An 18,643-nucleotide genomic window follows, 5' to 3' on the forward strand; every position below is an offset into this window, starting at 1 on the left:
TCCACGGTCAGGTCATCAGCGAAACGCCGGTCACCCGTCGCGTCCGGCACGTACTTCACGGTGACAACGATCCTCAAGCTCACGCCGGCTCTCCTACTGCAATCGTCTTTTACGGGGCGGCCCTGCTGCCTCGACTGACCACGTCTTCCTGCTGGCAGCATAGGCGCCTGAAGCGGACTCTTCCGGTCGGGGCGGCCCGCGCACCGAACGAAATATTACTCGTCAGTACACAGAGATGGTGCCCACTGAGCAAGCGCTTTGCACTGTGACCTTGCCAACCCGGCGCACGGGGGTGAAGCGGGAACTCTCAGTCCCGCAGAGCGTTGAATCGCCCCTGGTGATAGAGGAGCGGACGGCCGCCTCCGGCGGGGTCGCCGCAGACCGCTTCCGCGAGCACGATCCGGTGGTCCCCTGCGGGCACGCGGGCGATGATCTTGCAGACCATCCAGGCGAGGACGCCGTCGAGCACGGGGACGCCCTCGGGCCCCTCGAACCAGGCGGTGGGCGCCCCGAAGCGGTCCGCCCCGCTGCGGGCGAAGGTGGCCGCGAGATCGGCCTGATGCTCCCCGAGTATGTGCACGCCGACGTGCGCGGCCTCGGCCAGCGTGGGCCAGCTGGAGCTGCCGAGCGAGACGCCGAAGGAGATCACCGGCGGCTCGGCGGATACGGAGGTCAGGGAGGTGGCGGTGAAACCGACGGGAGCACTGCCCGCCGCCGTGATGACCGCGACGCCGGCGGCGTGCCTGCGGAAGACGGAGCGGAGCAGGTCGGGCGTGGCGGGCCGGGCGGTGCGCAGGTCGGGGGTGGCCGTCATGGAGTTGTCCTTCTGCTGGGAGGTGTCGAGCGGGGTCCGGGGCCGGGTCAGTGACGGCCGGGACAGCGGGCGCTCGAACAGCGCGCGAGGTCGACGTGGACCCGCTCGTGGAGAAGGAGTTCCGGGGGCATAAGGTCAGCCTGACGATACGTGCTGCGTGCAGTCAAGTGCGTACCGTCATCTGGGAGATGCGTCACCGGCCACAGCACGGCCGGCGCCCGCGCCGGTGCCCCTGTCGCCATGACGGCCGCTCAGACCGCCGTGCCGAGTGCCGCGATGACATCGGCCTTGCGCGGCTGCCCCGCCGCCCGGCGCACCTCGCGGCCGTGGGCGTCGAGGACGAGCACAGTGGGGGTCTTGGCGACACCGACGGCTCGGACGAGGTCGAGGCGGGCCTCGGCGTCGATCTCGATGTGCGAGACGCCGGGGACCACCGCGGCGACGTCGGCCAGGACGCGCCGGGTGGCCCGGCAGGGGGCGCAGAAGGCGCTGGAGAACTGGACGAGCGTGGCCCGCTCCCCCAGGCCCTCACCCAACTGCCCGGCGTCCAGCATCACTTCACCCACGGCCACTGCGGCGCTCCTCCTGCTCGGTCGGCACGTTCCCCCAGGTGCAGCGCTTACGCGGGCGCGTTGATTCCCGGTGACGTGACAAGGATCTCGCACGTCGCCGGAACCAGGACTGGTCACTCGGCCGTTCTTGGGGCACGATCTGCGCAAGCCGCAAAACCTACGGCTGCGTAACTTACCGCCGGGGACTCCTTCCACCAGGAGGGAATCCCCGGGCACGAAGAAGGGTCCACCCCCTCCATGGCAGAGCTCGTCTACCGGCCGGTCATCGGCGTCGCCCGCACGTGGTTCAAGGCGCTCGACCTGAAGATCGACTGCAAGGGCTCGGAGAACATTCCGCGCTCCGGCGGCGCCGTCCTGGTCAGCAACCACATCAGTTACCTGGACTTCGTCTTCGACGGGCTCGCGGCGCTGCCCCAGAAGCGCCTCGTGCGCTTCATGGCGAAGGACTCGGTGTTCCGGCACAAGGTCTCGGGCCCGCTGATGCGGGGCATGAAGCACATCCCGGTGGACCGCGCGCAGGGCGACCTGGCCTATCAGCACGCGCTGCGTTCGCTGCGCTCGGGCGAGATCGTCGGGGTGTTCCCCGAGGCGACGATCTCCCAGTCGTTCACACTCAAGAGCTTCAAGACGGGTGCGGTGCGGCTCGCGCAGGAGGCCGGCGTGCCGCTGATCCCGATGGCGCTGTGGGGCACGCAGCGCCTGTGGACCAAGGGCCGCCCGCGTAACTTCAAGCGCCAGCACATCCCGATCACGATCCGGGTCGGCGAGGCCCTGGAGGCGCCGCGCGAGCAGTACGCGGGTGCCATCACGCGCCGGCTGCGCGACCGCGTGCAGGAGCTGCTGGAGGCGGCGCAGCGGGCGTATCCGGTGCGGCCCAAGGGCGCGGACGACACGTGGTGGATGCCGGCGCATCTGGGCGGGTCGGCCCCGACTCCCGAAGAGGTCAAGGCCGCCGAGTCCCGGTCGGAGTGACGCTGCGCCCTACGCGCGCGGGGCGTCGGGCAGCGTGTCGGGCAGGTGCTCCCAGAGGTGGGCGCGGTCCGGGGCGCCGCGCATGACGTCGACGACCGCCGGGTGCGGGGCCGCGTAGAGCACGGGATGGTCCGCCTCGCCCGCGTCCTCGTCGGGGACCCAGGCGAGGCGTTCGCCGTCCAGGGAGAAGCGGGCGTCCACGCCGGGTTTGTTGCCCCGGCAGTCCTGGCGGTGCCAGGCGCCCTTCAGCCGTACGGCGACGAGCCCGTGCAGGCACCAGCCGGTGCCGGCGTCGTGGGTGAGCCGCTGGTAGCACAGGGCGGTGGGGATGTCCTCGGCGCGCAGCAGCGCGGCGAGGGCGTGGGCCTTGGCGTGGCAGATGCCGGTGCGCTGGGCGAGCACGTCGGATGCGCGCCAGGTGACGCGGGGATCCCCGGTGTCGGCGGAGTGCGGAACGCTGTCGCGGACGTACTCGAAGGCCGCGTGCGCGTAGGCGTACGTGTCGGTCGCGTCCCGCGCGAGGCGGGCCGCGGTCTCGCGTACCACCGGGTGGTGATGGTCGATCACGTCGTCCGCCGCGAGATAGGCGGAGAGGTCGGGGTCGTGCTGGAACAGCCGCATGGCCGGGAGCATAGGAACGCGGCCGACCCCCAGTCAATGACTTTACGGTCGACCGCATACCTATGCACAATTTCAGTGACCGGGGACGGTGGTCCCTAGCGGGCCATCTCCTCCTTGAGGGACGCGACGAAGGCGTCGATGTCGTCCTCGCGGGTGTCGAAGGCGCACATCCAGCGCACGTGCCCGGCCGCCTCGTCCCAGAAGTAGAAGCGGTACTTCTTCATCAGCCGCTCGGAGACCTCGCGGGGCAGCTTGGCGAAGACGCCGTTGGCCTGTACGGGGTAGAGGATCTCCACGCCGTCGACCTGGCGGGCGCCCTCGGCGAGGCGCTGGGCCATCTCGTTGGCGTGCCGGGCGTTGCGCAGCCACAGGTCCTTGGCGAGCAGCGCCTCCAACTGCACCGACACGAACCGCATCTTCGACGCGAGCTGCATGGACAGCTTGCGCAGGTGCTTCATGTGGCGCACGGCGTCCTGGTTGATGACGACGACGGCCTCGCCGAACACCGCGCCGTTCTTCGTGCCGCCGAGCGAGAGGATGTCGACGCCGACGGCGCTGGTGAAGGTGCGCATGGGCACGTCCAGGGACGCCGCCGCGTTGGCTATGCGGGAGCCGTCGAGGTGGACGCGCATGCCGTGGGCGTGGGCGTGCTCGCAGATCGCGCGGATCTCGTCGGGCGTGTACAGGGTGCCCAGTTCGGTGGACTGCGTGACGGAGACGACCTGCGGCATCGCCCGGTGCTCGTCGTCCCAGCCGAACGCCTGCCGGTCGATCAGCTCGGGCGTCAGCTTGCCGTCCGGCGTCGGTACGGTGAGCAGCTTGAGGCCGCCCATCCGCTCGGGGGCACCGCCCTCGTCCACGTTGATGTGGGCGGACTCGGCGCAGATCACCGCGCCCCAGCGGTCGGTGACCGCCTGGAGCGCGACGACGTTGGCACCGGTCCCGTTGAACACGGGGAACGCCTCGGCGGTGGGGCCGAAGTGGGCGCGGATGATCCCCTGGAGGTTCTCCGTGTAGGAGTCCTCCCCGTACGCGACCTCGTGGCCGCCGTTGGCGAGGGCGAGCGCCGCCATCACCTCGGGGTGGGCTCCCGCGTAGTTGTCGCTGGCGAAGCCCCGGACTGCGGGGTCGTGGTGGCGGCGGGCGTCGGTCTTCGGAGGGTTCACGGCTTGTCGGTCAGCCACAGACGGGTCCCGTTCACTTCGGCGGCGGGCCTGTTCCAGACGCCGGTGATGGCCTCGGCCAGATCCTTCACGTCGGTGAAGCCCGCGAACTTCGCGTTGGGGCGCTCCGCGCGCATCGCGTCGTGCACCAGCGCCTTGACCACCAGGATCGTAGCCGCCTGCTCCGGGCCGGCGTCACCCCCGGCCTTGCGGAAGGCGTCGCCGAGCGCCAGCGTCCACGCCTCGGCGGCGGCCTTCGCGGCGGCGTACGCCGCGTTGCCCGCGGTCGGCTTCGAGGCGCCTGCGGCGCTGATGAGCACGAACCGGCCGCGGTCGCTGCGGCTGAGGGCGTCGTGGAAGGCGAGCGAGGTGTGCTGGAGCGTACGGATCAGCAGCTTCTCCAGCAGGTCCCAGTCCGCGAGGTCGGTGCCGGCGAAGGTGGCGCCGCCGCGCCAGCCGCCGACGAGGTGGACGACGCCGTCGACCCGGCCGAAGTCCTTCTCTACGCGGTCGGCCCAGTCGCGGGTCGCGTGCAGGTCGAGCAGGTCGACGGTGTCGCCGATGACGGTGGCGCCGCCGTGCGCGTAGCGCGCCTCGTCGACGGCCTGCGCGAGCCGCTCGGCGTCCGCGTCGGCGCCGATCACGGTGGCGCCGGCCTCGGCGAGCCGCTTGAGCGTGGCACGTCCGGCGGGGCCCGCCGCGCCGGCGACCGCGATCACGGCACCGTCCAGCGAGTTCTTCACGGCGTCGGTGGTGTCGGTCATGGCAGTCGCCTCCTGCTGTCCGCTGTCGCTCACGCGGCCACCTGCCCGGCGTCCGCCGCGGTGATGCCCTTCGTGGAAGCGATCACCTTCTTGAGCTTCTTGGAAAGGGCCTCATAGAACATGCTGAGCGGAAACTCGTCCGGCAGCACGTCGTCGACCAGCTTGCGCGGCGGCAGCGACAGGTCCAGGGCGTCGGGGCCCTTGGCCCAGCGGGATCCCGGGTGCGGGGCGAGGTACGTGGAGACGAGGTCGTACGCGGCGAACCAGTGCACGAGCTTCGGGCGGTCGATGCCGTCCCGGTACAGCTTCTCGATCTCGGCGCACAGCTGGTTCGTCACCTCGGGGGCGCGCTGCCAGTCGATGTGCAGCTTGTTGTCCGTCCAGCGGACCACGTCGTGCTTGTGCAGGTACGCGAAGAGGAGCTGGCCGCCGAGACCGTCGTAGTTGCGGACGCGCTCGCCGGTCACCGGGAAGCGGAACATGCGGTCGAACAGCACCGCGTACTGCACGTCACGGCCCTGCGGGACGCCGTCGGCCTCCAGCTTCACGGCCTCCTTGAAGGCGGTGAGGTCACAGCGCAGCTCCTCCAGGCCGTACATCCAGAACGGCTGGCGCTGCTTGATCATGAACGGGTCGAACGGCAGGTCGCCGTGGCTGTGCGTGCGGTCGTGGACCATGTCCCACAGCACGAACGCCTGCTGGCAGCGGTCCTGGTCGGCGACCATCTCGCGGATGTCGTCGGGCAGTTCGAGGCCGAGGATGCCGACGGCGGCCTCGGTGACGCGACGGAAGCGGGCGGCCTCGCGGTCACAGAAGATGCCGCCCCACGAGAAGCGCTCCGGTGCCTCGCGCACGGCGATCGTCTCGGGGAAGAGCACCGCCGAGTTCGTGTCGTAGCCCGAGGTGAAGTCCTCGAAGGTGATGCCGCAGAACAGCGGGTTGTCGTAGCGGGTGGCCTCCAGCTCGGCGAGCCAGTCCGGCCAGACCATACGCAGCACGACCGCTTCGAGGTTGCGGTCCGGGTTGCCGTTCTGCGTGTACATCGGGAAGACGACGAGGTGCTGGAGGCCGTCCTCGCGGCGCGCCGCCGGCTGGAACGCGAGCAGCGAGTCCAGGAAGTCCGGCACGCCGAAGCCCTCGTCCGCCCAGCGGCGCAGGTCGGCGGCGAGTGCCTTGTGGTACGGGGCGTCGTGCGGGAGCAGCGGGGCGAGCCGCTCCACGCCGGATATGACGCGGTTCACCGCCTCGGTGGCGGTGGTCTTCGTGGGGGCGCCCTCGGCCTCGAAGTCGATCGACCCGTCCTTGTCCTGCCAGGTCCTGATCTCCTCCACGGCGTCCTTGAGCACGGCCCACTCCGGGTGGTCCACCACCCTGGGGTCAGCCTGATCGGCCGGAGGAACGGTGTCCTCCGTCGCCGCCTGCACAAGAATTTCCGTCATGTCCCATCCTCCACGGGAGAACCTCGCGTATGGACACCGTAAGCGTGTGCGGTTCCTTGCCACAAGGGGAGGGGCCCGGAAATTATCCTGCGGGGCTGGCGTGTGGCCGTCGTTTTTCCTGTCGGGGCTGGGGGAAACGGTGACTTGTGCCACACCGGGGCGGGGGGCGGGTTCTTCGGCTGACGGTGCCTGTGTGTGTGGGGGCGGGTCGGGTTGGCTCCGGCCGGTGGGTTTCCTCGACTTTCGTCGTGGCTGGTCGCGCAGTTCCCCGCGCCCCTCAGGTGAGTGGGCCTGCCCGTAGATTCTTCGTCCTCGACTCGCGTCGTGGTTGCTCGCGCAGTTCCCCGCGCCCCTGGAGGGGCGACTGCGTCGCACCCTCCCCCTGGGAAGCTGCACGGAGTGCATGCTTCAGGGGCGCGGGGAACTGCGCGAGAAGCCCCACCGGCCAGAGGATGACCACGCACGGTCGTGCCCCGAAGGGGCGCGGGGAACTGCGCGACCAGCCCCCACCCACCCGCAGGTGAGCTATCACGACCAGGGGCAGGGCCCTCAGGGACGCGGGGGACTGTGTGGGCGGCCGGGGGTCAGAAGTGGGAGATTACCTTTTTGCCCCACTGACGGAGTGTTTCCAGGCAGGCTTCCTGCGGGACCGTGCCCATTTGGATCAGGCACATCACCTCATCCGCCCCCGCATCCCGCAACCGCTCGACATAAGCGACCGCGTCCGCCGACGTCCCGTACGCATGATCCGCCTGAAAGGTCGCCGTCGCACTCGGCCGCACCGGGATGTCCTGCTCATGCAGCCGCGCAGCGACCTGCTCCGCCGCCTCCCGCATCGCCGCCCCCTCGTCCGCCCCGGCGACCACCGCCTCGTCCGGCACCCCGGCCCCGCCGTACCAGTGCCCGATGGACTGCGCGAAGAACCGCTGGCCCCGGATGCCGATCGCCCGGGCCCGTTCGCGGTCGTCGCCGACGATGGTGGGGCAGAGCACGGCGAAGTGGTCGTTGACGACGGAGGAGACGAGGCGTTCCCCGGTGCGGGCCGCGATCGCCGCGTCGTAGGCACCGCGCATCTCCGCGATGGACTCGGGCCCCGCGAACCCCATGACCAGCGCCCCGACCCCGAGTTCCGCGGCCTGCGTCAGCGTCTCCGTACGGCTGCACGCGAGGAACAGCGGCGGGTGCGGGGTCTGCGCCGGGCGGGGCAGGATCGGGTGCGGGTCGATATCGAGGAGCGGGCCGTGGTGCTCCAGCTCCTCGTGCTGCCACGCCTTGCCGATGATCCGCAGCGCCTCCTCGACCTCGGCCGTCGTACGGTCCCGGTCGACCCCGCACAGGGACGTCTCCTGGAGGGTTCCGCCGCGCCCCGCGCCGAGGTCGAGCCGGCCGCCGCTGAGCAGGTCGAGCGTGGCGGCACGTTCGGCGACCCGGGCCGGATGGTTGAACAGGAACGGCATGCAGACCACCCCGTGCCCGATACGGATGCGGGAGGTGCGGGCCGCGACCCAGGTCAGAAAGATCTCCGGCGCCGACATGTGCGCGTACCACTTCAGGGAGTGGTGCTCGACGGCCCAGACGCGGTCGAAGCCCATCTCCTCGGCGAGGACGGCCTGCTCGACGCAGTCGCGGAACAACTGGTGCTCGCGCTCGACGGTCGGGTCGGCGAGCTGGGCCTCGAAGATGACGGAGAACTTCACGGTGCCTCCCGGGAGTTGACGCCCCGCGGCGGTGGTCCGCGCCGCTATGACGAACAGCTATATGACGGATCGTCATAAGGGGGAAGGGGTACGGGCGGGCCGCGGCGCCTACGCTGGGGCCCGCCCGTACCGCCGACCTCAGGAGCCCCCGTGTTCGAGCCCGCGCCGCCCTACCCGTACCGCGACAGCACGCGCCCCGACGGGGAGCCCGCGCCGCACCCGCTCCTCGCGCCGGTCCTCGGCCTGCTCGGCACCTGGCACGGGCGCGGCGAAGGCTGCTACCCGACGCTCGACGGCGACTTCCGCTACGCGCAGGAAGTCACGTTCCGGCACGACGGGCGGCCGTTCCTCCAGTACGAGGCGCGGGCCTGGCTGCTGGGCCCCGACGACGCGCCGGTGCGGCCCGCCGCGCGCGAGAGCGGCTGGTGGCGGCTCCAGCCGGACGGCCGGGTGGAGGCGCTGATCACGCAGCCGACCGGGATCGCGGAGATCGCCGCCGGGCACGCCGACGAGCGGGGCGTGGAACTGGTGACGGACGGCGTGGCGGTGACGGCGACCGCGAAGGAGGTCCGCTCCACGCGCCGCCGCTACGTCCTGGAAGACGCCGGCAGGCTCGCCTTCACCCATGACATGGCCGCCGTCGGGCAGCCTTCGCAGCACCACCTGTCGGCCTGGCTGGTGCGGCGCGCCGAGGACTGAGCCGCGCCCGCCCCTTGCGCCGCGCGCCGCCCGCTCACTTCAATGCGCCCATGCCGACCTCGCCGCTGCCGCCGACCGCGTGGGCCGTCCTCGGCCTGCTGTCCTTCCCGGGCGAGCGGACCGGGTATGAGCTGAAGAAGTGGGCGGACGCCTCGCTGCGCTTCTTCTACGGCTCCCCCGCCTTCAGCCAGATCTACGCCGAGCTGCGCAGGCTCGAAGCGCTCGGTCATGTCACCTCCCGGCGTTCCGGCCCCGACGAGCCGCGCGCGAAGCGCTCGTACGCGATCACGCAGCGGGGGCGGGAGGCGCTCGCGGCGTGGGCGGCGGGCGACGACGCGGGCGGGGGCGGGGACGGGTGCGAGGCGGTGACGCTGCGGCATCCGGTGCTGTTGCGGGTGTGGCTCGGCCATCTCGCGGCGCCGGAGCGGCTGGCGGCGCTGGTGCGGGCGCATGTGGCGCGTACCGAGGGCGAGTTGGCGGATGTGCGGTCGGCGCTGGCGCGTACGGACGGGGTCGAGGCGTGGGCCCATCCGCAGCTCGCGCTGCGCTGGAGCGAGCGTCATCTGCTGGCCGAACTCGAACTCGCCCGCGCCCTCCTCGGCGACCTCGCGGCGCTGCCCTGGCCCGGCGCGGAGTGAGGAGCGGGCCGTTAGGCTGCGGGAGCTGTCGTCGACGGAAGCGAGACCACCGTGCACTTCCTCACCATCGGGCATCGCGGAGTCATGGGCGTCGAGCCCGAGAACACGCTGCGGTCCTTCGTCGCCGCCGAGCGCGCGGGCCTCGACCTCATCGAACTCGACCTGCATCTGAGCAAGGACGGCGCGCTCGTCGTCATGCACGACGCGGACGTGGACCGTACGACGGACGGTTCCGGGCCCATCGCGGCGCACACCCTCGACGAGCTGCGCGAGCTGGACGCCGGGCGGGGTGAGCGTGTGCCGGTGTTCGAGGAGGTCCTGGACGCGGTGGCCGCTCCGCTCCAGGCGGAGATCAAGGACACGGGGGCGGCGCGGGCGCTCGCGGAGGTGATGGTGCGGCGGGATCTCGTGGACCGGGTGGAGGTCATCTCGTTCCACGACGAGGCGCTCGCGGAGATCGCGCGGCTGGTGCCGGGGGTGCGGACGGGGCTTGTCGCCAGTCGGTACGGGACGGATGTGGTGGAGCGGGCGGTCGCCGTGGGGGCGGGGGCGCTTGTGCTGAATATTCGGCGGCTCACGCAGGAGGTTGTGGAGCGGGCGCGGGGGGCGGGGTTGCGGGTGTTCGGGTGGGTGGTCAATACGCAGGATGATTTGCGGCTTGTGCGGGCGCTTGGGCTTGATGGGGCGACCACGGATTATCCGGCGATCAAGCGGACGGGGCGGTTTACCGCTTGAACGGGGTTCTGGGTGGGCGTGCGCGGTTCCTCGCGCCCCCTGAGGGAGTCGGGGTGGGCCCCCTTTCCCCGGTGGGCGGCGTTTTCCGTGGCGTGCGCGGTTCCTCGCGCCCCTGAGGGGGCTGGGTGCCCCGCCGGCTTTAGGTGAGGGGCTTGGTGAGGAGTTCGAACGTGAGGTCTTCCCTTTGGGGGATGCCGAAGCGTTCGTCGCCGTACGGGAAGGGGCTCGTGCGGCCCGTGCGGCGGTACCCGCGGCGCTCGTACCAGGCGATGAGTTCCTCGCGGACGGATATCACCGTCATGTGCATCTCCCGTACGCCCCACTCCGCCACGACCCGGCGCTCCGCCTCCGCGATGATCTCCTTGCCGAGCCCGGCGCCCTGGAGGGCGGGGCTGACGGCGAACATGCCGAAGTAGGCGTGGTCGCCCCGGTGCTCCAGCTGGCAGCAGGCCACGATCGTGCCGGCGCGCTCGACGGTGAGCAGGCGGCTGTCGGGAGCCTTGATGACGTCGAGGACGCCCTGCGCGTCGGTGCGCTGCCCTTCCAGGATGTCCGCCTCCGTGGTCCAGCCCGCGCGGCTGCTGTCGCCCCGGTAGGCCGACTCGACAAGCGCGACGAGGACGTCCGCGTCCTCGGGCACGGCGTCACGGAAGGTGAGGGCGGCGGTCATGCGGGGGCTCCGATCTGCTGCGTGTCGCGGGCGTGGCGGCGCCGTCGAGGTTAACCCGGCCGCACTACCCTGCGTCGGCATGGTTCACGTACTGAGCAGCAGGGTCCTGATCCGCCCCGGCGACCCGGAGCGCTCGCGCTGGTTCTACGGGGAGGCGCTCGGCCTCGCCGTGTACCGCGAGTTCGGCACCGGGCCCGAGCGCGGCACCGTGTACTTCCTCGGCGGCGGCTTCCTTGAGCTGTCGGGGCGCGCCGGCGAGCCGCCCGTGCCGGGGCTGCGGCTGTGGTTGCAGGTGGCCGACGTGCGCGCCGCCCACGCGGAGCTGGCCGCCCAGGGCGTACGGGCCGTGCGGGAGCCGGTGCGGGAGCCGTGGGGGCTCGTCGAGATGTGGCTCGAGGACCCCGACGGCACGCCGATCTGTGTCGTGGAGGTGCCCGAGGACCACCCGATGCGCTCCCGGCCCGGCATCTGAGACGCACGTCATGCGGACCACGCTGACGTGCGGCGACATGCCTCAGGTCGCAGGATGGCGCTGAGCCCGGGGATTCGTCGGCGCCGATCCGGATATACGTCACCGTCAACACTCCTCGCACATCCGAACACAGCCCAGCTCAGCTCAGGAGAGATCCGAGATGACCGCTTCCCGGAACGCGACAGCCACCCGTACCTCACCCGTGCCCCGGATCCTGATCGTCGGCGGCGGCTTCGCGGGGATGGAATGCGCCCACAAGCTGGAGAAGGAGCTGAGGCCCGGTGAGGCGGTCCTGAAGCTGATCTCCCCGATGGACCATCAGCTCTATCTGCCGCTGCTGCCGCATGTGGCGTCCGGGGTGCTGACCCCGCAGTCGGTGGCGGTGCCGCTGCGCCGGATGCTGCGCCGCACCTCGATCGTGCCGGGCGGCGCGATCGGCGTGGACCCGAAGGCCAAGGCCGTCGTCGTCCGCAAGATCAACGGGGAGACGACCGTCGAGCGGTACGACCATCTGGTGCTGACGCCCGGCAGTGTCACCCGCCAGTTCGACATCCCGGGCGTGGACCAGCACGCGGTCGGCGTGAAGACGCTGGCGGAGGCGGCCTGGATCCGCGACCACGTCATCTCGCAGCTGGACCTCGCGGCGGCCAGCACGAACCCGGCCGAGCGTGAGGCCCGCCTGCAGTTCGTGGTCGTCGGCGGCGGCTACGCCGGTACGGAGACGGCCGCCTACCTCCAGCGGCTGACCGCGTCGGCCGTCAAGCGCTACCCGGGCCTCGACCCGCGGGACATCAAGTGGCATCTGGTGGACGTCGCCCCGAAGCTGATGCCCGAACTGGGCGAGCGGCTCGGCGACAAGGCGATGGCGATCCTGGAGCGGCGCGGGCTGCACGTGTCGCTCGGGGTGTCGGTGGCGAAGGTGACCGAGGACACGGTGACGCTGACCGACGGGCGTGAACTGCCCTGCCACACCCTGATCTGGACGGCCGGTGTCGCGCCCAGCCCGCTCATGGCGACGCTGGAGGCGGAGACCAACCGGGGCCGTCTGGTCGTCACCCCGGAGCTGACCGTGCCGGGCCTCGACGGCGTGTACGCACTAGGGGACGCGGCGGCCGTGCCGGACCTCGCCAAGGGCGGCGACGCGATCTGCCCGCCGACCGCGCAGCACGCCATGCGCCAGGGCTGGGCGGCGGCCCGCAACGTCCTCGCGGCGGTCCGGCGCACCCCGCTCACGCCCTACCGGCACAAGGACCTGGGGCTCGTCGTGGACCTGGGCGGCATCCAGGCGGTGTCGAAGCCGATGGGCGTGCAGCTCACCGGGCTTCCGGCGCAGATCGTGGCGCGCGGCTACCACCTGGGGGCGCTGCGCACGGTCACGGCCCGTTTCCGCACGGCGGCGAACTGGGGGCTGAACGCGCTGGCGGGCGACGACTTCGTCCGTACGGGCTTCCAGCGCAACCGGCCGGCGACGCTGAAGGACTTCGAGATGACGGACGCGTATCTGTCGCCGGAGGAGATCCACGCGGCGGTCTCGGCGCAGGCGGCGGGCGGTGCCCTTGTGCCGGGCAAGCCGGACCTGCCGCTCGGCTGACCCGTCGGCCGCGGATCTCGGGGGCGCTCCCGTACGAGGGCGCCCCCGAGGCATGTCAGGCGGGCGGGCGCACTCAGAACGGGCGTGTCAGGCGGGTGGGCGCATGCCGGAGAGGCGGGCGCGGCAGGCGAGTTGGAGGGCGAGGCGGGTCTCGGGGTCGGTGAGGTCGGCGCCGGTGAGGTCGGTGACGCGGCGGATGCGGGCGCCGACGGCGTTGCGGTGCAGGTGGAGGGCTTCGGCGGCGCGGGCCGGTGAGTTGTTGTGGTCGAGGTACGCCTGGAGGGTGCGCAGCAGGGGTTCGGCCTTGTCGGGGCCGAGGTCGAGGAGCGGCGCGAGGAGTTCGGCGGTCGCGGCGTGCGCGGTGTCGGAGGCGTACCACTCCAGGAGCATCCGGTCGAGTCCGGCCGCGTCGTGCGCGGTGACGGAAGTGCCGTCGCCGGGGGCCTGGAGGGCGGCGCGGGCCTCGCGGGCGGTGGTGCGGATGCCGAGGGGGCCGCGGTGCGGGGCGCCGAGTCCGCCGCGCAGGGCCGCTTCGGGGTGGCGGGCGCGCAGGGCGTCGAGGGTGCGGCGGGCGAGCGCGAGGGCGGTGCGGCGGGTGGCGGGGGCCCAGGGGGCGGCGCGGGTGCCGAGCAGCAGGAGGGCGTCGTCGACGAGCGCGGCGTGCCACTGCGTGCCGTCGGCGGGGGTGCGCAGCCGGGTCAGGGCGCGCGCGGCGAGTCCGTCGAGGAGGCGGTAGCGGTCGGTGGCGGGCAGTCCGGGGGCCTCGACGCGCAGGGCGCTGTGGTGCCCGTCGACGGGCAGGCCGAGGGCGCGGCCGCGCGCGGCGAGTCCCGGTGCGCGGTCCTGGGGCGCGGCGAGGAGTTCGGCGAGGAGGTGGCCGCGTGAGCGTACGGGGACGTCGCCGTGGCCGCCGCCCGCTGCGGCGAGCGCGGCGAGGGTGAGGACGCAGCGGGCGGCGGTCCCGGCGTGGCCGGGGCGGTCGGGCGCGGCGAAGGCGATCTCGCCGTCGGGGCCCGGGGCGCTCGCGCCGGTCTCGCCGGGGCCGGGGGCGCGGCGTTCGACGGGGACGCCGAGGACGCGGGCGGCGAGGTCGGCGGCCCAGTCGGGGTCTCCGGCGGCCCGGGCGATGCGGTCGGCGGCGTCGGCGACGCGGGCGAGGGCGTCGGCGGCGTCCCCGGCGACAGCCCGGTCGACGGCGACGGCGAGCGCGGCGAGGTCGCCCTCGGCGTGCAGCAGGGCGACGCGTCCCCGGGCGGCGAGGGCACGGACGGTCGCGGAGACGGGCCCGGCACCGCCGTCCGCGCCCTCCGCGCCCTCCGATGGCTCCGGCGCCTGCGGGGCGGGGCGGTGGGCGGTGCCGAGGGCGCCGGGGACGTGCGCGAGGCCCGGCAGGGCGGCGGGGGCGGTGTCGTACGCGCGGAGGTCGCCGCCCGCGCTGTCGCTCCCGGCGGGTCCGGTGAGGACGAGGCCCGCCGCGCCGGCCGCCGCCGCGTCGCGCACGGCCACGTCGAGGAGGTGGCCGGGGAGCGGGGTGAGCAGGACGAGGACCGTGCCGGGCGGCGCCGCGGGCAGGCGGTCGGCGCGGGTCTCCAGACGGACCCCGGTCACCGGGACGGCGTCGAGGGGGCCCGCGAGATGGCGCAGGCCGGTGAGGCCGGGGGCGGTGAGCAGATCGGCGAGGGTCGGCATGCCTCGTAGTGTGCTCCTGGCACAGCCCCGGGCTCAAGCGTGGGCTCGTGGCCCATAGGTGCGGGGCGTCGACTCCGTACGCTGATGCCATGCATCTGGACGCCGAAGCGCTCATCGACTTCGCGCGGGGCTGTGCCGTCCTCGGTTCGGGGGGTGGCGGTCCCGTCGCCGACACGCTGCCCGTCGCCGCGCAGGCGATCGAGGAGTGCGGTCCTGTGCCGGTCGTGGCGCCCGGTGAGCTGCCCGGGGACGCGCTGGTGATGCCGGTGAGCCTGGTCGGGTCGCCCGCTGTCGCGGCGGAGCGGATCGGCGGGCGGGCGGAGGCCGGGCGGCTCGCGGCGCGCGTGGAGGCGTTGCACGGGCGGCCGGTCGCGGCGGTGATGTGCGGGGAGATCGGCGGTCAGAACGGCTGCTTCACCGTGTCGTGGGCGGCGCGGCTCGGTGTGCCGCTGCTGGACGCGGACTCGATGGGGCGGGCGTTCCCGCGCATGGACCAGAACGTGCTGGAGCTGGCCGGGCTCGCGCCCTCGCCCGCGGTGCTGGCCGACGAGCACGGCCGTACGGTCGTCCTCGACCATGTCGACGGGGCCTATCTGGAGGAGCTGGCGCGGCCCGTGGTGGCCGCGTTCGGCGGGCGGGCCGCGTCCTCGGACTATCCGCTGACGGCCGCGCAGGCCGCCGAGCACGCCGTCGCCGGTTCCGTCACCCGGGCTCTCGCGCTCGGCCGCGCCGAGCCCTCCCCCGCCCTCACCGGCAAGGTCGCCTCGGTGCGCCGCCCCGGCGACGGCGCGGCGACGGTGCTCCTTGAGGGCACCGGCGCGGACGCGGGCCGGCTGGTGCTGTTGCAGGCGCGCAGCGAGTTCGTCGCGGCGATGGAGGACGGGCGGCCCCTCGCGCTCGTGCCCGATGTCATCGCCCTGGTCGACGCGCGCACCGGCTGGGCGGTGCCGGTGGAGGAGGTCCGCTACGGGCTGCGGGTGCGGCTCGTGACGTTCCCGGCGGCGCCCGCCTGGTACACGCCCGCCGGGCTGCGGCTCGCGGGACCGGCGGCGTTCGGCCTGGGCACGCTGGGCGAGCCCGCCGGGTGGGGCGCGCCCCGGGGCGCGTCGGAGGTGGCGTCATGACCGTGGTCGTCGGGGTCGACGTGGGCCCCACCAATACCGATGCCGTGCTGCTGGACGCGGGCCGTCCGGTGGCCGCCGTGAAGGTGCCGTCGCTGCCGGGCGACGCGGTCGGTTCGCTGGTCGCGGCCGTGGAGCGGCTGCCCGCGTCCGGGCGGGCCCGCGCCGGTCAGCTCGCGGTCGGGCTGCGGGTCGCGGCCCGCGCGGTGACCGAGCGCGCGGGGCTCGCGCAGGTGGGCGTGGTACGGCTCGGGGGCGAGGCCGCCGACGCGGTGCGGCCCCTGTTCGGCTGGCCCGAGGAGCTGCGGGACGCGGTGTGCGCGGGCGTGGCGAACGTCCGGGGCGGCGGCGGACTCGCCCCGCTGGACGGCGCCCCGCTGGACCGCGCGGCGCTCGCCCGGTTCGCCGCCGAACTGGCGGGCCGCGCCGAGGCGTTCGCCGTGACCTCGGTGTTCGCGCCGGCCGACGGCGCGCAGGAGCGGGCGGCGGCGGAGATCCTGCGGGCGCACGCCGGGCCGGACGTGCCGGTGCTGCTGTCCGGGGAGATCGGCGCGCTCGGCCTGCTCCAGCGGGAGAACGCGACGGTGCTCGACGCGGCCCTGTGCCTGCTGGTGGCGCGGGTCGCCGACGAACTGACGGCGGCGCTGCCTGGCCTCGGGCTCGCCGCCGACGCGGACGTGCTGGTCACCCGGCACGACGGCACGCTGATGAGCCTGGAGTATCTGCGCCGCCAGCCGGGCCTGAGCCTCGGTTCGGGGCCCGCGTGCACCGTGCGCGGGGCGGGCCTGCTGGCCGGGGTCGAGGACGCCGTCGTCGTGGACGTGGGCGAGCGCCGGGCCCGGGTCGGCGTGCTGAGCGCCGGGTATCCGCGTGAGGCGGCGCCCGGCGAGCGCATCGGCGGGGTCCCCGTCAGCCTGCGCTTTCCTGACCTGCTCACGGTCGACGCGGGCGCCCACCGGGAGATCGCGGAGGCGGCGGACCGTATGCAGCCCGCCGCGGGCCGGCTGCCGGTGATTCTGGTGGGCGGCGGCGCGCGGCACGTACCGGACGCGGCGCTGCCCGGCTTCGACGTCGTGCGGCCCGAACACGGCGATGTGGCGGGCGCGTTCGGCGCGGCGGCCTCGCCCGTGGGCGGCTCGTACGAGCGCATCGTGCGCCGCCCGCAGACGCCGGAGGTCTTACGCGACGAGGTACGGGCCCTGGCCCGCGCCAGTGCGGTGCGCGCGGGCGCGGACCCGAGGCGGGTGCACACGGTCCTCGAACCCGAGGAGTACGTGCCGTATCTGCCGGGCGCGGTCCTGTTGCGGGCCCGCGCGTTCGGCCCGCCGTCGCCGCTGTGACCGCTCCGGCGCCCTGACACCACCGCATCCCCGCTGCCCCACCCCGTGCAGCACGCGCACGGCCTTCCGCCCACCCCACGCGGCGGGCCGCCGCACCCCGCTCACCGCACCGGCCCCACCGCACGACGGTCCGGCGTCGCCCCACCCTGCCCGCGGCGCACCCCCGCCCCCCGCTGCCCCTTCCCTTCCGCATCCCCGACAGGACTGTCCCCATGACGAACTCAGCGACCGCGCAGGCCGCCGCGCCCGAGACCGGGCCCGCGGCGGACACCGACGAGGACTACCCGCTCGAACGCGTGCCGCAGGCCGCCCGCTACTCCTGGTTCAACGTGGCCGTGCAGCGTTTCGGCCAGCTCTCCGACCTCACGCAGTTCCTGCTGGGCGCGACGCTCGGCGCGGGTCTGTCGTTCTGGGGCGCGTTCTGGGCGTTCACGCTCGGCTCGGTGATCCTGGAGATCGTCTGCATCTTCGTCGGCATCGCCGGGATGCGCGAGGGCCTGTCGACGTCGGTGCTGGTGCGCTGGACGGGCTTCGGGCGCTACGGCTCGACGCTGATCGGCCTGGTCATCGCCGTGTCGCTGTTCGGCTGGTTCGGCGTGCAGACGGCCGTGTTCGCGGCGGGCCTCGCGTCGATCGTGCCGGCGGTCCCGCTGTGGGGGTGGTGCCTGATCTGCGGCCTCGCGGTGACGGCGCTGGTGCTGCGCGGGTTCCGGGCGATGGGCTGGACGGCGTTCGTGACCGTGCCCGCGTTCCTCGGGCTCGCCGGGTGGGCGATGACCGTGCAGATCTCGCGGCACAGCTTCGGCGACCTGGTCGGCTCGGCGCCGTTCGGCGCGCACATCTCCATCGCCACGGGCGCCACGATCGTCGCCGGTTCCTACATCGTGGGCGCGGTGACGACGCCGGACATGACCCGCTTCAACCGCTCGACCGGCGACGTCGTCAAGCAGACGCTGGTCGGCATCTCGCTCGGTGAGTACGTGCTCGGGCTCGCGGGCGTGCTGCTCGCGTACGCGGTGAAGTCCTCCGACCTGATCGCGATCATCACGTCCAGCTCGGGCGTGGTCGGCGTCATCGTCCTGGTCTCCGCCACCGTGAAGATCAACAACTGGAATCTGTACTCGTCGTCGCTGGGCCTGATCAACGCCGTCGAGTCGCTGTTCAAGGTGCGGCTCGGGCGGGTCGGCACGACCGTCGTCATCGGTGTGCTCGGCTCGCTGGCGGCGGCCGCGGGCATCCTCGACCACTTCACCGACTTCCTGACCGTGCTCGGCGTCCTCACCCCGCCGGTCGCCGGGATCATGGTCGCCGAGTACTTCGTGGTGAAGAAGTGGCGTCCGCAGCTCGACGCGTCGCGCCGGCTCGGGCGGCTGCCGGAGACCGAGCCGTCCTGGGTGCCGGCGACGATCGCGCTGTGGGCGGTGGCCTCCCTTGTCGGCTGGCTCGGCGACCACTACGCCTGGTGGGGCATCCCCGCGCTCAACTCCCTGGTCCTCGCCGGGCTCGGCTATGTGGCGCTCGGCTCCCTCGGGCTCGTGCGCGGCGCCCGTGAACTGCCCTTCGAGCAGCCCGCGCGTCCGGCCGCGCAGGCGGAGGCGGAGACCGCGACCGTCTGACCCGGCCCGGCGCGGCCAGGTGCCCGTACG

General features: G+C 73.3%; 18 protein-coding genes and 1 pseudogene. 9 read left to right on the forward strand and 10 right to left on the reverse strand.

Features of this window, described 5'->3' with window-relative positions:
- From ACZ7LY_RS18845 to ACZ7LY_RS18855, 3 genes and pseudogenes are all read right to left on the reverse strand, one after another.
- Nucleotides 1-83 (reverse strand): annotated as a pseudogene (locus tag ACZ7LY_RS18845) (electron transfer flavoprotein subunit beta); the annotation flags it as partial.
- 224 nt (nt 84-307) lie between these two features.
- Entirely contained in the window at nt 308-814 is a 507-nt protein-coding gene (locus ACZ7LY_RS18850) for a flavin reductase family protein (protein ID WP_471625747.1), read from the reverse strand.
- A gap of 251 nt (nt 815-1,065) precedes the next feature.
- On the reverse strand, nt 1,066-1,368 hold the full coding sequence (locus ACZ7LY_RS18855; RefSeq protein ID WP_471625913.1) for a TlpA family protein disulfide reductase: 303 nt from the start codon (nt 1,366-1,368) through the stop codon (nt 1,066-1,068).
- A 255-nt stretch (nt 1,369-1,623) separates the two neighbouring features.
- Between ACZ7LY_RS18855 and ACZ7LY_RS18860 the strand changes: the two genes are divergently transcribed.
- Nucleotides 1,624-2,358: a lysophospholipid acyltransferase family protein gene (locus tag ACZ7LY_RS18860; protein WP_471625748.1), complete on the forward strand. Its 735-nt coding sequence runs from the start codon at nt 1,624-1,626 to the stop codon at nt 2,356-2,358.
- A 9-nt stretch (nt 2,359-2,367) separates the two neighbouring features.
- Here ACZ7LY_RS18860 and ACZ7LY_RS18865 read toward each other — a convergent pair whose 3' ends face one another.
- From ACZ7LY_RS18865 to ACZ7LY_RS18885, 5 genes are all read right to left on the reverse strand, one after another.
- The gene (locus ACZ7LY_RS18865; protein WP_471625749.1) at nt 2,368-2,979 is read right to left on the reverse strand and encodes a transglutaminase domain-containing protein; all 612 of its coding nucleotides are present in this window, start codon (nt 2,977-2,979) and stop codon (nt 2,368-2,370) included.
- A gap of 95 nt (nt 2,980-3,074) precedes the next feature.
- The gene (locus ACZ7LY_RS18870) at nt 3,075-4,145 is read right to left on the reverse strand and encodes a threonine aldolase family protein (RefSeq protein ID WP_471625750.1); all 1,071 of its coding nucleotides are present in this window, start codon (nt 4,143-4,145) and stop codon (nt 3,075-3,077) included.
- Nucleotides 4,142-4,906, reverse strand: coding sequence for an SDR family NAD(P)-dependent oxidoreductase (locus ACZ7LY_RS18875; RefSeq protein ID WP_471625751.1), 765 nt, complete (start codon nt 4,904-4,906; stop codon nt 4,142-4,144). The genes ACZ7LY_RS18870 and ACZ7LY_RS18875 overlap by 4 nt, the downstream gene beginning before the upstream one ends.
- 29 nt (nt 4,907-4,935) lie before the next feature.
- Nucleotides 4,936-6,345 (reverse strand): DUF6421 family protein, encoded by a 1,410-nt coding sequence (locus ACZ7LY_RS18880; RefSeq protein ID WP_471625752.1) that lies wholly within the window; start codon nt 6,343-6,345, stop codon nt 4,936-4,938.
- Between the two features lie 584 nt (nt 6,346-6,929).
- On the reverse strand, nt 6,930-8,042 hold the full coding sequence (locus tag ACZ7LY_RS18885; RefSeq protein WP_471625753.1) for an LLM class flavin-dependent oxidoreductase: 1,113 nt from the start codon (nt 8,040-8,042) through the stop codon (nt 6,930-6,932).
- A gap of 150 nt (nt 8,043-8,192) precedes the next feature.
- Between ACZ7LY_RS18885 and ACZ7LY_RS18890 the strand changes: the two genes are divergently transcribed.
- Genes ACZ7LY_RS18890 through ACZ7LY_RS18900 form a run of 3 tightly spaced genes read left to right on the forward strand, consistent with a single transcriptional unit; the run spans nt 8,193 to nt 10,114 of the window.
- The gene (locus tag ACZ7LY_RS18890; protein WP_471625754.1) at nt 8,193-8,741 is read left to right on the forward strand and encodes a heme-binding beta-barrel domain-containing protein; all 549 of its coding nucleotides are present in this window, start codon (nt 8,193-8,195) and stop codon (nt 8,739-8,741) included.
- Between the two features lie 50 nt (nt 8,742-8,791).
- Nucleotides 8,792-9,379, forward strand: a complete 588-nt coding sequence (locus ACZ7LY_RS18895) for a PadR family transcriptional regulator (protein ID WP_471625755.1) — start codon at nt 8,792-8,794, stop codon at nt 9,377-9,379.
- 51 nt (nt 9,380-9,430) lie between these two features.
- Nucleotides 9,431-10,114 (forward strand): glycerophosphodiester phosphodiesterase, encoded by a 684-nt coding sequence (locus ACZ7LY_RS18900; RefSeq protein ID WP_471625756.1) that lies wholly within the window; start codon nt 9,431-9,433, stop codon nt 10,112-10,114.
- Between the two features lie 139 nt (nt 10,115-10,253).
- On the opposite strand, the gene ACZ7LY_RS18905 is transcribed toward ACZ7LY_RS18900, so the two are convergent.
- Nucleotides 10,254-10,784, reverse strand: coding sequence for a GNAT family N-acetyltransferase (locus ACZ7LY_RS18905; protein ID WP_471625757.1), 531 nt, complete (start codon nt 10,782-10,784; stop codon nt 10,254-10,256).
- Nucleotides 10,785-10,863: 79 nt separating this feature from the next.
- On the opposite strand from ACZ7LY_RS18905, the gene ACZ7LY_RS18910 reads away from it, so the two are divergent.
- Together ACZ7LY_RS18910 and ACZ7LY_RS18915 are read left to right on the forward strand one after the other, a co-directional pair.
- Complete coding sequence (locus ACZ7LY_RS18910; protein WP_471625758.1) at nt 10,864-11,256, forward strand: VOC family protein; 393 nt, start codon at nt 10,864-10,866, stop codon at nt 11,254-11,256.
- A gap of 160 nt (nt 11,257-11,416) precedes the next feature.
- On the forward strand, nt 11,417-12,847 hold the full coding sequence (locus tag ACZ7LY_RS18915; protein WP_471625759.1) for an NAD(P)/FAD-dependent oxidoreductase: 1,431 nt from the start codon (nt 11,417-11,419) through the stop codon (nt 12,845-12,847).
- 87 nt (nt 12,848-12,934) lie between these two features.
- Here ACZ7LY_RS18915 and ACZ7LY_RS18920 read toward each other — a convergent pair whose 3' ends face one another.
- Nucleotides 12,935-14,536 (reverse strand): helix-turn-helix domain-containing protein, encoded by a 1,602-nt coding sequence (locus ACZ7LY_RS18920; protein WP_471625760.1) that lies wholly within the window; start codon nt 14,534-14,536, stop codon nt 12,935-12,937.
- Nucleotides 14,537-14,625: 89 nt separating this feature from the next.
- On the opposite strand from ACZ7LY_RS18920, the gene ACZ7LY_RS18925 reads away from it, so the two are divergent.
- The 3 genes from ACZ7LY_RS18925 (at nt 14,626) to ACZ7LY_RS18935 (ending at nt 18,613) form a co-directional block, all read left to right on the forward strand.
- Nucleotides 14,626-15,660 carry a DUF917 domain-containing protein gene (locus tag ACZ7LY_RS18925; protein WP_471625761.1) on the forward strand — a complete coding sequence of 345 codons (1,035 nt, stop codon included), beginning with the start codon at nt 14,626-14,628 and terminating at the stop codon, nt 15,658-15,660.
- Nucleotides 15,657-16,997, forward strand: a complete 1,341-nt coding sequence (locus ACZ7LY_RS18930) for a hydantoinase/oxoprolinase N-terminal domain-containing protein (RefSeq protein ID WP_471625762.1) — start codon at nt 15,657-15,659, stop codon at nt 16,995-16,997. Before ACZ7LY_RS18925 ends, ACZ7LY_RS18930 begins: the two co-directional genes overlap by 4 nt.
- Before the next feature lie 212 nt (nt 16,998-17,209).
- Entirely contained in the window at nt 17,210-18,613 is a 1,404-nt protein-coding gene (locus ACZ7LY_RS18935) for a purine-cytosine permease family protein (RefSeq protein WP_471625763.1), read from the forward strand.
- Nucleotides 18,614-18,643: the final 30 nt, after the last annotated feature.

Source organism: Streptomyces sp. NPDC107550, from assembly GCF_055639095.1.

Bases quoted from the DNA above. Each gene is read 5' to 3' on its own strand.
- ACZ7LY_RS18915 (WP_471625759.1), top strand. From the start codon at position 11,417: ATGACCGCTTCCCGGAACGCGACAGCCACCCGTACCTCACCCGTGCCC.
- ACZ7LY_RS18875 (WP_471625751.1), bottom strand. From the start codon at position 4,906: ATGACCGACACCACCGACGCCGTGAAGAACTCGCTGGACGGTGCCGTG.
- ACZ7LY_RS18855 (WP_471625913.1), bottom strand. From the start codon at position 1,368: ATGCTGGACGCCGGGCAGTTGGGTGAGGGCCTGGGGGAGCGGGCCACG.
- ACZ7LY_RS18930 (WP_471625762.1), top strand. From the start codon at position 15,657: ATGACCGTGGTCGTCGGGGTCGACGTGGGCCCCACCAATACCGATGCC.
- ACZ7LY_RS18880 (WP_471625752.1), bottom strand. From the start codon at position 6,345: ATGACGGAAATTCTTGTGCAGGCGGCGACGGAGGACACCGTTCCTCCG.
- ACZ7LY_RS18910 (WP_471625758.1), top strand. From the start codon at position 10,864: ATGGTTCACGTACTGAGCAGCAGGGTCCTGATCCGCCCCGGCGACCCG.
- ACZ7LY_RS18920 (WP_471625760.1), bottom strand. From the start codon at position 14,536: ATGCCGACCCTCGCCGATCTGCTCACCGCCCCCGGCCTCACCGGCCTG.
- ACZ7LY_RS18935 (WP_471625763.1), top strand. From the start codon at position 17,210: ATGACGAACTCAGCGACCGCGCAGGCCGCCGCGCCCGAGACCGGGCCC.
- ACZ7LY_RS18895 (WP_471625755.1), top strand. From the start codon at position 8,792: ATGCCGACCTCGCCGCTGCCGCCGACCGCGTGGGCCGTCCTCGGCCTG.
- ACZ7LY_RS18925 (WP_471625761.1), top strand. From the start codon at position 14,626: ATGCATCTGGACGCCGAAGCGCTCATCGACTTCGCGCGGGGCTGTGCC.
- ACZ7LY_RS18865 (WP_471625749.1), bottom strand. From the start codon at position 2,979: ATGCGGCTGTTCCAGCACGACCCCGACCTCTCCGCCTATCTCGCGGCG.
- ACZ7LY_RS18860 (WP_471625748.1), top strand. From the start codon at position 1,624: ATGGCAGAGCTCGTCTACCGGCCGGTCATCGGCGTCGCCCGCACGTGG.
- ACZ7LY_RS18850 (WP_471625747.1), bottom strand. From the start codon at position 814: ATGACGGCCACCCCCGACCTGCGCACCGCCCGGCCCGCCACGCCCGAC.
- ACZ7LY_RS18905 (WP_471625757.1), bottom strand. From the start codon at position 10,784: ATGACCGCCGCCCTCACCTTCCGTGACGCCGTGCCCGAGGACGCGGAC.